The sequence below is a fragment of the Sporosarcina sp. So3-204 genome (assembly GCF_058068165.1).
Genome location: NZ_CM176485.1, coordinates 1743088 through 1757033, shown reverse-complemented (window position 1 = coordinate 1757033; position 13946 = coordinate 1743088). Strand labels below are relative to the sequence as shown.

The window sequence follows — 13946 nt, the reverse complement described above, 5'->3', positions numbered from 1 at the left end:
GCAAGAGCTGCCTCTCCATCTGTAGGAGTTTCACATTTCCCCTGCAAAATACGGAAACTGGAGGACTTGACGCTTTAAGTCGCGGAAAGACTGCCACTTTTTTATATCTTCACAATAAATTGTAGTATCCATTTTGTCACTGATGTCTCTAATGCTCATGGCAATTTCACCGTACACTCTGTGATGTTCCGCCCGTGCTTCATGTTCTTTTTCTGCTAGATAGAGCGCGAATCTTTTCGCTCGCATGGGGACGATAAATAGCTTCACACTGCACATCTTCAATGTGTTTTCATCACGCATTTTTAGAATCACTTCATAATTCAATTGATCATAAGGAATCATACTTGCTGGCTCATCCAGTTTCACCAACGAATTTTGCACCGCGTAGTAAATGGCATGTGCCAAAAATGGTTCGTCATGCGTAACTGCGTCATTTAATAGCTCTTTCACCACTTGTCCCACGATTTAAAACCTCCCCAGTGAATTTATTGTAAATCGCAATGGCCGTACCGACTGGACCATTACGGTTTTTTGAAACAATCAGTTCCATCGCATTATCGCTTTCATCTTTTGTGTAATAGGCATCACGGTATAAAAATACAATGACATCAGCATCTTCTTCGATTGACCCGGATTCACGCAAGTCAGCCATCATTGGACGCTTGTCATGCCTTTGTTCTACCAAACGACTTAGCTGCGCCAATGTGATGACAGGACAATTAAACTCACGTGCAACGCTTTTTAACTCTTTCGTTATACTAGACACTTGCAAATGCATATTATGCTTATTTTCATTGCAATTGATTAACGTTAAATAGTCGATTAAAATGAGCGGTTTTAAACCTGGATATTCACTCATCATTTTACGTATTTTCATGCGCATTTCTGAAACCGTTTGTCTGCTGCGATCGAAAATCTGAATCTTTGTTTCACTCAACAACCCGATAGCTTTCGGCCAATCTTCTTTTTGTCGCTCCGTTAACATATTAAAAGGGTCTCTCATTCGACTTCTCGAAAATCGACCTGTTGATGCGATGAGACGATCACGTAAACTTGTACTGGACATTTCAAGCGAAAAGATCATCGGTAAATAACCTTTCCAGCCAGATTCCTTCGCGATATGAAGCATCACGTCCGATTTCCCCATGGACGGTCTAGCTGCTAATATGATTAACTCGCCATCTCTGAAGCCATTTGTCATTTCATCTAACTTAACAATTCCTGAAGGTGCACCGTCTTTGATTTCTTTTTCTGTAAACGGATCTTCATAAATATCAATAAGAAGAGACGAAATAGCAGAATGATCATTCACTCGATTATCCGTTAGAGCCGCAAGTTCAGTCGTAATTCTATCAATCGTCCAATCCTCAAGCGCAGAAATCTGCAACACATTTTTCTTTTCACGGTCTCGCCAAACGTCGAGCAACGCGTTCACGTGATCATCGAACTTGTCAATATGGGCATAATTCGAAAGATCATTTAAGTAATTTGCTCCGCCTAAATCTTGCGGACTATACGTCGTAAGCAGTGTGATAATATCAACAGCTTTACCAGCCGTTCGAAGCTCTGACATCGACTGAAAAATCATCCGGTTTGTTGAGTCTGTAAATTGGGATGCAATAAGACCTGATTCCACGATTAAATAATTTTCTTTCATCATCGAACCAAGCACTGCTTTTTCCGCAATCATAGGCGTTCACCTTGCGTGAGATCCAGCGCGAATTCTTCCACTGATTTTTTTCTGATAGTATGATTTTGTTTCTTCCCCACACCATGTTCTAGTTTCACTTGAGAAACCATCTTGTCCCAATTGCGACGAATGGATGTTGGCGAAAGGATAACAGAGTGCCAGAACGAATGACGTCCAGCCCAGTTCAACAAATGCCTAATCTGTTCAATCGTGCGTTTATCCCGCTCGACAATCAACCTGAAATCATTTGCCCATTTCTGCAGATTTGGTTCAGTTCTTTCCGGATGATTCATTTGGATTTCTGCATCGAGCGCTAAGGTAAGTTGATAAAAAATAGAGGTCTCGTCGTAAACTTGTTTGCGACTATTACTTTTCTTTTCATTCTTTTCATTCTTAACATTCTTGTTAGCTGTTACCCGTCTGTTAGGCGTCTGTTGCTCGTCTGTTGGAACATCTGTTAGCGTTTCCTCTTTCCCTTGATAAAACCCCCAGTTTACAATGGTTATGAGTCGATTATGAGGTGTTGATTCCTCTGTTAGAAATCCGTACTTCGCAAATCTTTTTAATGCCGTTCGAATTTTCTGGATGCTGCAATCTTTACCGCATTTTTGCACCAAAGCCGGTAAAGAAGTTACGAGTTGACCTGGGCAAGCAGTAAATTTCATGCCTTTCCACTCCCACTGTTTTTCATCATGATTCGCCATCATCAATAACGTCACTAGCAGCACCTTTTGCTCCGCAGTCGCCTCTGTCCATATCGGTTTTTCTAATATTTCTCTGTGTAATTTTATCCAGCCTTGAACCATCCGAATTCCCCCCGTTTTGTTTTATTTTTATGAACACCCGTCTTACCTCTTATATAGAGAGAAAAATCGAAAAAGGATACTTCTCGTTAAATATTTATTTGCAGGGAGATTTATTATATGGATGGAACGAAAAAAACCGCCTAACTCTGAAGTGAGTTTGGGCGGTTTTTCGAGATTATTTCGTGTGTAAAAAACGTGCCTGTACAGTAAACTATTTAAAATCCTATGTTACACAAGCACTCCAAATCTATTTCTTACCTTTTCGTTCTAAAAGTATAGGTGCTATATTTAGTAAGATAGAAAAAATTGTCAAAAACCATAATACCCTTTCAAAGTTAGGTACTTCCCCTAAAGCTGACCAATCTTCCCTTTTTACCCACTCCGATACAAGACTGTATTCTACACAAAGTGTTACTGCTGTAAATGATAATCCTAACGCCATTGCCAATTTATAATCTTTGCCTGTTCCATACATATAAAGATTTATACAAGTTGCTATTATTGCGATAGGTCCTAATATTAACCACATAATTATACCTCCATCTACACAAATAATTCTTATTAATTAAGACGGAACGAGATAGTAAATAGTTTCATAATTGCAAAAATGACCCTTATGTAGATCAAAGGCAATTCCTTTTTACAGAATTTCCCCGATTTATTAGCAAAGCTATATTCAACTACCTGGACTCTTATAGCCAGAGTTTCTTTTGTCTTTAAGATTCAAAAAAGCATCGTATCCAAAGCAAACTATTAATCCACTCCAGAAAATTATAGGTGAAGTGAATAAATCTTTTTCCATCAATAAATAAGAAAAATAGTTAATAGCCGATATCAGCATATACGTGTAAAATCCTAGTATAGCTGCTCTTTTACTATTCATTATTTCTTTTTTATTCATACGTTTAAAAAACTTCATTTACCTTCCTCAATTCTATAAAGTAGCCCGATTGAAGCATAGCCTTTATTCTTTAATTGCAGCCGAGTCCTGAATATATTAGTACAGCTATGATTTTTACATCAAAATCGTTTATGTGTAAATTCATCTTGGATAAAAGGAAATATATACAATGAATTATAAAATATTAAGCTATCTTTATTTAAAACTAAAACCTTCTCACTATCTATAATTCCTTTAGAATTAAAATGTTTTGTAATAGAGAAGTCGTTTTCGCTTTCTTTATTTTTAAGTTCTTTCACTAAAATGTATATGGGTGATTCCATCTCACTCGATATCGAATTAATGAAATTAAAATAATCGCTACTTATACTTTTGCCTTCTACTAAGCCATCTGTTTGTTGACGAGCAAAAATATAAAAGTTACCTTCCTTTTTAACAAATGAATGTTTATTAAATCTATCTTTCTCAATCAGTGAGCTTTTTTTAGGCAGTACACAAAAACTGAACGCAGTCATATATTATCTTGTCCTTCCATATCAAAATTTGTCCTAATAATTGTAAAAATCTCATCTGAAAAGCGAAATTAATAAAGTCAATGCTTGTATTCTAGCCCCATTATAGAAAAAGGGTGCAAATCCTTGTTACAGTATCGCACCCTTTAGATTAAGTATTATTATTCAAGATATTATAATTAATATAAAATAGGCTAATGAGTTTCCCTCTTAAATTATTTATAATGGTAAAACTCCTTTAAATTATCATCCAATGCTTTCCAAGTTAATGCGACGATCGATGCTTCCATATCCAATACGATTCTTACGCCTTCTGCTACGACTTGTACTCTTTTTATTGGGTTATCTCTTTTACCAGCAGGGAAAATAGCTAATGCGTTTAACTCTTGATCCCCATTTTCCCACGTCCATTTTTTTAATTCTAATTCATTAATTTGTTTTTTTGAAGGAATCTCTTTCCCTCTCCAATCACATATTTCAAAAAGAGGATATTTGTCCCCAGTCCCTTGTTCAATAACGCCGATGACCTTAAGGATAATAAAATCCCCTGATACTAATTCATAGCTAATTGCATCACCAGCTCTTAAAAATGTATCCGTTACAAACCTCTTTGGAACTCTTTTAGCTTGTGGTTGTGGGGAATGTAATTGTTCTTTTAGTTTCAGGAGAACAGCTTCACGTTTCTTATTTAATTTAGGGTCTTCTTCCCAACGTTCAAGGTCAACACCACTATCAATAATTTCAATTGCTTTATTTTTAACTTCCTCTTGAAGTCTCCCTAATTTCCATTGTATTAAAGCGAATGACAACCAAAAGGCAGTAATTTCTTCACCATCTAACTCATTTTGAAATTCTTCAATTACTATTTTACTTGCTTCTTCACTCGAATAATTTTCTCCCAATAAATCCTTATATCTAAAGCTAACATCTACAGCTATATCATCTGATAGTATTGCTACTCCCCAAACACCCACATTAACACTCCCTAATTTTAAAATATAATTTTTAAAAAATTTAATGAAGAGATTCGAAGTTCCTTATTCAACTAACCTGCCCGATTGTTCGAAAGGTCTTATTCTTAAAAGTGGCTCTATTGTTGAACATGCAAGCTTTTTTATACTCTAATATAATTATACCAGAGTTACCATAAAAATCCTTTTTCAAAAAATGAAATGCCAATTAGCACCACTAAGGTACTGCGATGTTAATTGACATTTTATTTTAACTTTTGTACCGCTCAACTGAACGGGTCTTAAAAACGTGCCTGTGCGTAAAAGTATTCAGAATCCATTGTTACACCGCATTTAAAATATATTAAAAAAGCTAATGACTGCCTAGAATTTAGCAGTCATTAGCTTTTTAAAATTGGTATCAGGTGAGTCAATTCTCTATAAATGTTTCCTTGCCAAGACCACATAATTGGAATTTGGTTCCGAAATCCTTTTAAAACTAATTCGTTAGGTGCGATTCTTCGCAATCTATCAACTGAACTTTTACAAGTTAATCCTTCCATCACAAGGGCTGTTGCCAAAAAATGATACTAGCGAAATGTTGTCTGAATAGCTATTTTAACCACAAAGGAAAATAACGATTGTTTCAAGCATCTACACCATTGAATTTGATTAGCAGCGAATGAAAAAAACGTACTTATGCAACAAAGTATTCAGAATTCTATGTTACACAAGCACTCAAAATTAACTTACTTTGACATAATATTTTCATAGGCTTCTTTTGCGTCGAACTTTCCCTTAATAATGTCAACATCGAAAAGCCAATCAATTACACCATTCCAACTCTCTTCTTCCTGATAACCAAATGGAAGGTCCTCGGAATTCATTAAAGGCAATAACACTTCTAAACTTTGCATCTCAACTTCTTTATCTAAAGGGAAGCTATCTTCTTCGTGATCTAATAATACTTGTAAAGCTGCTTCAGGATTTTCAGTTACGGCAGCCTGTCCTTTTGTCATTGCTCGCCAAAATCCTTCAAATGAAGCTTTCTTCTTTTTCAACGTATCTTCTCCAGTAACGAGGACTAACTCATAATTCTCAGGAACACCATAATCAGAAGGTTCTATCATAACCATGTCATGACCTTCTTTTTTTAATATAACGAGTTCGTGGTTACTATAGGCACTCGTTACGGCATCCACGTTGTCAGTTGTAATGGCAGGCATTAGATCCCAACCTACATCCACCATCTTCACTTTACTCGGGTCGCCGCCATCTGTTTTCATCATTGTATTCACGACAGCTTCACTAATTGATGAAGATGAATAACCTACTTTTCTACCTTCCAAATCTTTTGGAGATAAAATCCCACTTTCTTTCTTGAACATAATCCCGTCTAGAGAATGACGAACAACAGCAGCAAGAGAAACAACTGGAATATCTTCATTTCTTGCAAGAGCGACTTGCATCTGATAACTAATCGCTAAATCTACTTTTCCAGTAGCCGCAAGCTTGAGTGGGTCATTTGTTTCAGCCGGCATTTCGATCGTGACATTTAATCCCTCATCTTCAAAATAACCTTTTTCTTTCGCAAAATAAATACCCGAGTGAACTGCATTTGGATACCAATCAAGCATAATTGTTAGATCTTCTAATTCTTTTTCTTCTGCACTGCCGCTATTTTCTTTTTGCGAACAACCTGCTAATATAACGACGAATACTATAATAGCTATTTGAAATAACCAAGACTTCTTCTTCATTTTTTCCGACTCCCCATTTATTCATTTTTCCATCGTAAAAAACGTTTTTCTAAAAGAGAAACAAAACCAAATAATAACATCCCAACAATTGACAACAGTGTAATTGCAGCAAACACACCTTCTGCATTTAAATCTCCTGACATTCTACGGCTATAATAGCCAAGCCCTTCACTAGCACCTAGCCACTCACCAATTGTTGCGCCGATTAAAGCGGAAACAATCGCAATTTTTAACCCTGAGAAAAAGGAAGGTAAAGCTGCTGGGAAATGAAGCTTTATAAATAAGTGCCATTTGTTAGTACCCATTGAACGAAACAATTCGACATATTCTTTATCTGTTGAACGTAAACCATCAAAGGTTCCGACAACTATAGGAAAAAAAGAAATAAGAACGGTGACCGCGACTTTACTCCAAATTGTGTAGCCAAACCAAAGTACAAATATTGGCGACAAGGCAATAATTGGGATTGTTTGCGATATAAGCACAGCCGGATAGATAAGTTTTTCCATTGTTTTCGAAAAGAACATGCTTACCGCCAAACCGACTCCACCAATAAGAGATATCGCAAATCCAATTCCGAATTCTAGCATCGTTGCACTTAAATGCAAAAGGATTAGTGGTCTCCAGTTACTATAAATCGCAATTACAACATTTGATGGAGCTGGAATAATATAGGCCGGTACTAACCCTTTATGGACAATCAACTCCACTATTAAAAGAACAATACATACTGAAACAATGAAAAGCGCATAGGATTGCAACCACTTTTTAATCCTGACCATAGGCAATCTTATTCTCCAATTCCTGTCTCAGGAGGACTAATTTTGTTGCGTGTCGCATTTCTATTGTTCTTGGACGTGGTAAATCTACTGGGATTTCTTCTAGAGATTGATTTGTTGAAAGTAGAACAATTCGATCACTCATATACACAGCCTCTTCCAGATCATGCGTAATAAATAAGATCGTTTGATCAAGTTCCTGCCAAATTGACAAGAGCCAAGACTGCATTTCCTTTTTAGTTAGGGCATCAAGAGCGCCGAAAGGTTCATCCAGTAACAGCACTTCTTTTCCGGTTAAAAGCGTTCGTACAAAAGCCGCTCTTTGTCGCATACCACCTGATAACTCTTTTGGGAAGGCATTTTCATATTCCAAAAGACCAACGCTATCTAACCAGCTTCTAGCTTTTTCTTTCGTAATCGTCAATCCTTTTTGCACTTCGCCCGCAATCATAATATTGTCAATAATTGTGCGCCATGGAAGAAGAAGATCACGTTGTGGCATATAGCCCACATCCCCCATTTCAATGAACTTGCCATTCACGGAAATAGTGCCTTCTTCTGGATGAAGAAGGCCCGTGATCAACCTTAAAATCGTACTTTTTCCCGAGCCACTTTTACCAATCATCGAGACGAACTCCCCTTGACAAATGGTTAAATTAAAGCTGGTTAACACTTGATTTCGTTCTTTATTTTCATTCATAAATGAATAGGAGACATCTTTTAGAACAAGGGTCATTTTTCCGCCTCCATTTCCAAGATTAATTACGACTAGATAAAAGGATGTCGATTGTTTTTCAGATTGGCCATTCTTCTTTTGTATAGTTCATTTTCCAAAACAGATATTCATATTTTGATGCCATTTGGAAGTGTTTCTCAATTTGAGCAAGTTCACGTTCTGGTTTTCCTTCTGTCAACTGATCCATCAGCTCAATTAACCATTTTGCTCCCGCCGCAAACTCCTCTGAATCGTACGTATCAACCCATTTTGCATACTTATTCGTCTCCATTTGATCACCGTATTGCGCTCTTAGAAGCTTTCCTATTTCCCAGTAATCCCAAGCACATGGTAGTAAACAAGAGACGAGTTCAACTAAAGAACCATTTTGTGCAACGTTTAACATATAACGTGTATAGGCTAGATTCGTAGGCGTTGGTTCAGTTGCTTCAAGTTCTTCGTTCGAAATACCAAACTCTGCAGCAAACGCACGATGTAAGTCCATTTCAAAATGAATGGTATCGTTCAATGTTTTTGAAAAGCTCTGCATCATTTCTAAATCTAAGGATTTTTGCACACCTACAGCAAATAACTTTGAGTAGTCGACCAAATACACATAATCCTGTTTCATATAATAGATAAACTTATCTTCTGAAAGCGTTCCTTTTCCAATCTCCTGAACGAATGGGTGCATATGACTTTTCTCCCAAATCGGTTGTGCATTTTCAAATAGCCTATCAGTAAATTTTTTCGTTTTTGTAATTGTCATGTTTAATTCCTCCTGTGTAGTTTTAATAGTCATTCTTTTTTCGCGTTCTTTCATCATTGAGTTACCACCCCAACGAATTCCTCTTTACGTCCGCCTATTAATCTAGAAACAATACTCTGTATCTAAATCATCCAAGTCCCCCAGTTTTTATCGTTATTTTAGGCAATATAAAAACCGCCTTCCATGATCGGAAAGCGGCCGTTGTCTACACTATAAAAAAACCTGATTGTAGGGTGTCAGCTGCTTCCCTACGCTAGTACTAACTAGATCAGGTTCAAAGGGTTTACATCATCGATGTGTCTCAGCCTACTCAGGCCCCCCTAGCAAAAAATATTCAATTGGTAAACATATGAAGAACTGATTACTACTTTAGATTATCACAAAACAAGAAAAATACAACCATTTTGTCAGTTTAGAAGGAACTCTTAAACAAACAGCAATAAATATGGTCAGTTAATTCTTTCTCATTCAAGACAATCTACTAGCTATACACATGCACTTAACATTAATCCATCATTGCCCCAAGTATTTCATACGAACGAAGTCTTGCCGCATGGCTAAATGTGCCAGAGCTCACAATAAACTCATCGGCTTTTGTCGCTTGAAGAAATGCTTCTAGCTTCAGTTTTGCTGTTTCTGGACTGCCTACAATCGTTGACGGAGATTCTAGCATTTGAGATACCGCAGCTTGTTCAAATGAAGACCACGTTGCATTTTTATCTTCTAATGGCGGTTTGATTTGTGTCGGAACTCCTTTTCGCAAGTTTAAAAAATGCTGTTGCATAGAAGTCGCTAAATAAAGTGCATCTTCATCTGTATCCGCAGTTACTAAACTAATTCCCATCATGACATACGGCTCTTTTAAATCTTTGGAAGGTTTAAAATTCTGATGATAAATTTGCAAAGCTTGTAGCGCAAATTGAGGTGCAAAATGACTTGCAAACGAAAACGGTAAACCGAGTTCCGCAGACAATCGCGCACTGAAATCACTTGAACCAAGAAGCCAAATTGGAATGTCTGCACCGCCACCAGGCACCGCTCTCACACGCAATGTCGGATCATCCGCAAAATATGTACGCAGTTCTGCAAGCTGTTCTGGAAATTGGTCCGATCCATTATTAAGTGTACGACGGAGTGCATAGGCAGTTGCTTGATCACTCCCCGGCGCACGACCAATTCCAAGGTCGATTCTGCCGGGATATAGTGCATCCAAAGTACCGAACTGTTCTGCGATTACTAGTGGCGCGTGATTCGGCAGCATAATTCCGCCCGACCCGATACGTATTTCTTTCGTCGCACCTGCAATATGCCCCATAATTACGGATGTCGCAGAACTTGCTATGCCCGGCATATTGTGGTGTTCCGCCAACCAGTACCTATTAAAACCCCAACTTTCAACATATTGCGCGAGATTCACACTATTTTTAAACGACTGTCCTGCATCGCTTCCTTCATTAATCATTGCTAAATCTAACACCGACAATGGTATGCCGTTAAATTTCTTCGCATGCTCCCTAATCATTGTACCCACTCCTCTATTGTTGAATGATTCATCATCTGAAGCACATCCATGTTTCCTTAAAAAGTGTTCCTGTGCAGCAACTTATTCAGCATTCAATGTTGTACTACAAATATTCTACTAAAAATTGACAAGAAAGAATATGAATAGTACGCTTAATTTATACTTACTTTAAGTAAGTATAAAGCTAATTTGACTACATTGCACAGAATACACTCTAGGAGGATTATAATATGAATGAAACAACACAACAAGAAATCCATTTAGCTAGCCGTCCAAAGGGAATGCCAACGACAACGGACTTTAATTTTATAAAAAAGCCAATTCCAGTACTTGCAGAAACTGAAGTTTTAGTTAGGACACTCTATCTGTCTGTCGATCCGTATATGAGGGGACGTATGATAGATGCGAAATCTTACATTCCACCTTTTCAACTGGATGAAGTAATCACAGGCGGTGTTGTCGGTGAAGTGATCGAATCGAAATCCGATGCATTCAAACGCGGTGATGTAGTGACAGGTAATCTCAATTGGGCAGAATATACAGCTGCATCCGAGAAGGCCATAAGGAAAGTTGACCCAAAGGTTGCGCCAGTGTCGACACATTTAGGAATTCTCGGTATGCCTGGCATAACAGCTTATTTCGGACTTCTCGATATCGGTAAGCCTAAAAAAGGTGAAACAGTTGTCGTGTCAGGAGCTGCAGGAGCAGTCGGGACTGTTGTTGGTCAAATCGCCAAATTAAAAGGTGCGAAAGTAGTCGGTATCGCAGGAACCGATGAAAAAATCGATTATTTAATTACAGAACTCGGTTTTGATGCTGCAGTAAATTATAAAAAAGACAGTTTTAAAGATGATTTGAAAAATGCTTTGCCGCATGGCGTTGATATTTATTATGACAACGTTGGCGGTGAAGTAACAGATGCTGTATTTTCGCATTTAAATAAATTCGCTCGAGTCCCGCTATGTGGTGCAATTTCTTCTTATAATAAAGAAGTTCAAGATGTCGGACCACGAATGCAATCGACGATGATTAAAACAAGCGCACTGATGAAAGGATTTACAGTTGGTGACTATGCAGCTGATTTTAACACTGCAGCTACTGACTTAGGACAATGGTTGTCTGAAGGAAAACTGAAATATGAGGAAACAATTGTTGAAGGATTTGAAAATATTCCCGATGCTTTTCTAGGTCTGTTCCAAGGAACAAACCTCGGTAAATTACTTGTAAAAGTCGCAGACCCTGAAGTTGCCGTGCTTTAAAATACAAAATTGTTAATGAAAAGAAGCGCCAAGTTAGCACCCATTAGGATGTGAATTGGCGCTACTTTTAAAAGGTGCCTGTGCAAGACACAACTCCAACACAATTCAGAATAGTTTCCAACGCACATCATTATCCAACCTTATGCTTCAATCGTTCCTTCTCTAGCCTTAATACTTTCTGTTTAAGTGACTCATCTTCTACGTCGTTACTATCATTTAAAGTGAGCAATCCTACTTCGGACTCTCTCGCATATAAATCAAATAACCCAGCTTTTTGTTTAAGTAATTCCAACATACTTACATCGATACTCTCCTCTGTAAGCAGGCGATAAACAACAACATTTCGTGACTGCCCCATTCGATATGCTCGACTAATCGCTTGTTCTTCGATTGAAGGCTTCCACTGTGGTTCACATAAAATGACGATATTGGCTGCCTGAATATTTAAACCGACACCGCCCGCAGTGATTTGGCTAATTAAAACTGCTCCAGGATCTGCTTTTGTAAATTCATCGATAATGTCTTGTCTTCTTTCATTCGGCACATCCCCAGTAATTGGTTCAAATGTTCTTCCTTTCAAATGACTTTCCACTGTTCGAATAACATCTCTAAAAAATGAGAACACCAAAACTTTATGTCCATTCTCATAAGCTTCCTCACATATATTAAGTAACATTTGAAGTTTTGGCGATGTTTCCGGTGTTCCTCCTAACCAGGCAGCACGTCGCATTAACATTATTTTCCCATCATTAACGGCATGTCTGTATGCCAATGCTTCCTTTTCCCCAAAATCTACCCACTGCGGAATAATTTCTAATTCAGGTAATTCCTTCAATACATCTTTTCTGTTTCTTCGTAAATAAACAGGCGCAACAGTTTTACTGAATTCTGTCGGGTGTAATAAGTGAAGCTCTTTTGATAATAATTCTGCAATCCCAGGTTGCAGAACCGCGATTAACTGCTTCATTTCTTCTAGTCTATTTTCAAGTGGGGTTCCACTCATGAATAAAACATAATCCGATAAGTTCACCAATTGATAAACACTTTTTGAACGTTTCGCTTCTGGATTTTTAATATAATGTGCTTCATCGACAATAAGCGAGTTAATTGTCAGATCTTTTTTATCTAAATGAAAAGTTTGTTCATACGTCGTTAGTAAAACACCATGTTCTTCTTGCCACTTCATAAATGCCAAATCTCGTTGATTACCATGGAAAATAAAAGTTTTTAAATTTGAATGGAGTTCAATTTCTCTTTTCCAGTTCGCCAATACGCTTAAAGGACAAACAACAATTGAATGCATCTCATCATTTTGGAATAAGTGATTGATGAGCGCCAATGCTTGTATCGTTTTTCCAAGCCCCATTTCATCTCCAAGTAAAGTGCGTTTATAATGTAAAGCATACTTCGTACCGAACGTCTGATAATGCCGCAGGTCTATTTTCATCCCTGTTGTATCTAAAGGAAACGATTCAATTTCCTCTATGATTTCATTTGGCAAATCTTCCGCAATCCTAGTAGCATCAAAACCAATTACCTTTTCAATTTCAGTATAATAGGCAGCATTTTTTTCAACGAAATGGTTTTTTAGTTCATCTGGATTGACAGCAAATTGAAGAATGTGTATATGTCGCTCTTTCACATTGCGTAAAGTTACTTGATGCACTTCTTGATTTAAAGTCGTAATCGCAAGTTCTACTTTTTCCTTTTCAACTTTCGACTGAAAAAGACGTCCCAATAAACCTTTTTTTCTTTTCGCAATTTCAATTTCATTTCCTACTTGTTGAACCAACGTGTTAATCTCTACATTTAAAGATAGTACTGCATCTGAAAGCTTCCATTTTCGATAAATACTTTCCAACAGCGCTAAATCTTGTGTAGATAAATGATCAGGATTCATCTTTGGTACAGATTCTCCATAGACAGAGTCAATAATTTTTAAAGCCGCTTCATTTATCGCACGGGCACCTATTTCACCAATTCCATCTATTCTCATTAAATCCTTTATCTCTTCATTTCTAATGTCATAAATTGTTTTAAAACCTTCATTGACTAACCGGTTAATGGATATTCCTTTTTCCAATGTAGAAATCGTGTCAACGGGCATTGTTTTTAAGCGTTCTCTCGCTGCAATAAATTTTAGCAGTTCCCAATTCTCTTTTATTTTGCTATTAAAATTTTCCTCAGTATAATCTTGAAGATTTCTTTGAATCCTATCCAAATCACTCTTAAATTGTAGAACATCTGCTTTTATTTGGATCACATAGCTTCTTCCTTTCATTA

13 protein-coding genes and 1 riboswitch are annotated in these 13946 nt (G+C 37.3%); of the genes, 1 reads left to right on the top strand and 12 read right to left on the bottom strand.

Features of this window, described 5'->3' with window-relative positions:
• Nucleotides 1-30 precede the first annotated feature (30 nt).
• The 11 genes from AC3RV6_RS08545 to AC3RV6_RS08495 all read right to left on the bottom strand — a co-directional run bounded on the left by AC3RV6_RS08545 (nucleotide 31) and on the right by AC3RV6_RS08495 (nucleotide 10404).
• Nucleotides 31-462 carry a hypothetical protein gene (locus AC3RV6_RS08545; protein ID WP_489749020.1) on the bottom strand — a complete coding sequence of 144 codons (432 nt, stop codon included), beginning with the start codon at nucleotides 460-462 and terminating at the stop codon, nucleotides 31-33.
• Complete coding sequence (locus AC3RV6_RS08540) at nucleotides 431-1690, bottom strand: replicative DNA helicase (protein ID WP_489749019.1); 1260 nt, start codon at nucleotides 1688-1690, stop codon at nucleotides 431-433. Before AC3RV6_RS08540 ends, AC3RV6_RS08545 begins: the two co-directional genes overlap by 32 nt.
• Nucleotides 1687-2496, bottom strand: a complete 810-nt coding sequence (locus tag AC3RV6_RS08535; RefSeq protein ID WP_489749018.1) for a hypothetical protein — start codon at nucleotides 2494-2496, stop codon at nucleotides 1687-1689. The genes AC3RV6_RS08540 and AC3RV6_RS08535 overlap by 4 nt, the downstream gene beginning before the upstream one ends.
• 247 nt (nucleotides 2497-2743) lie before the next feature.
• Nucleotides 2744-3025 carry a hypothetical protein gene (locus tag AC3RV6_RS08530; RefSeq protein WP_489749017.1) on the bottom strand — a complete coding sequence of 94 codons (282 nt, stop codon included), beginning with the start codon at nucleotides 3023-3025 and terminating at the stop codon, nucleotides 2744-2746.
• 491 nt (nucleotides 3026-3516) lie between these two features.
• A complete protein-coding gene (locus AC3RV6_RS08525; RefSeq protein WP_489749016.1) occupies nucleotides 3517-3912 on the bottom strand; it encodes a hypothetical protein in 396 nt (131 codons plus the stop codon).
• A gap of 212 nt (nucleotides 3913-4124) precedes the next feature.
• Nucleotides 4125-4883, bottom strand: a complete 759-nt coding sequence (locus tag AC3RV6_RS08520) for a hypothetical protein (protein ID WP_489749015.1) — start codon at nucleotides 4881-4883, stop codon at nucleotides 4125-4127.
• 725 nt (nucleotides 4884-5608) lie between these two features.
• Nucleotides 5609-6619 (bottom strand): ABC transporter substrate-binding protein, encoded by a 1011-nt coding sequence (locus AC3RV6_RS08515; protein WP_489749014.1) that lies wholly within the window; start codon nucleotides 6617-6619, stop codon nucleotides 5609-5611.
• A 17-nt stretch (nucleotides 6620-6636) separates the two neighbouring features.
• A complete protein-coding gene (locus tag AC3RV6_RS08510; protein ID WP_489749013.1) occupies nucleotides 6637-7401 on the bottom strand; it encodes an ABC transporter permease in 765 nt (254 codons plus the stop codon).
• The gene (locus tag AC3RV6_RS08505) at nucleotides 7388-8134 is read right to left on the bottom strand and encodes an ABC transporter ATP-binding protein (protein ID WP_489749012.1); all 747 of its coding nucleotides are present in this window, start codon (nucleotides 8132-8134) and stop codon (nucleotides 7388-7390) included. The genes AC3RV6_RS08510 and AC3RV6_RS08505 overlap by 14 nt, the downstream gene beginning before the upstream one ends.
• A gap of 58 nt (nucleotides 8135-8192) precedes the next feature.
• Nucleotides 8193-8882, bottom strand: a complete 690-nt coding sequence (gene tenA, locus AC3RV6_RS08500; RefSeq protein WP_489749222.1) for a thiaminase II — start codon at nucleotides 8880-8882, stop codon at nucleotides 8193-8195.
• A 228-nt stretch (nucleotides 8883-9110) separates the two neighbouring features.
• Nucleotides 9111-9214: riboswitch (TPP riboswitch) on the bottom strand.
• Between the two features lie 173 nt (nucleotides 9215-9387).
• Complete coding sequence (locus AC3RV6_RS08495; protein WP_489749011.1) at nucleotides 9388-10404, bottom strand: LLM class flavin-dependent oxidoreductase; 1017 nt, start codon at nucleotides 10402-10404, stop codon at nucleotides 9388-9390.
• A gap of 230 nt (nucleotides 10405-10634) precedes the next feature.
• Here AC3RV6_RS08495 and AC3RV6_RS08490 point away from each other — a divergent pair, with 230 nt between their 5' ends.
• Nucleotides 10635-11663 (top strand): NADP-dependent oxidoreductase, encoded by a 1029-nt coding sequence (locus tag AC3RV6_RS08490; RefSeq protein WP_489749010.1) that lies wholly within the window; start codon nucleotides 10635-10637, stop codon nucleotides 11661-11663.
• 130 nt (nucleotides 11664-11793) lie between these two features.
• On the opposite strand, the gene AC3RV6_RS08485 is transcribed toward AC3RV6_RS08490, so the two are convergent.
• Nucleotides 11794-13926, bottom strand: coding sequence for a DEAD/DEAH box helicase (locus tag AC3RV6_RS08485; RefSeq protein ID WP_489749009.1), 2133 nt, complete (start codon nucleotides 13924-13926; stop codon nucleotides 11794-11796).
• Between the last annotated feature and the right edge of the window lie 20 nt (nucleotides 13927-13946).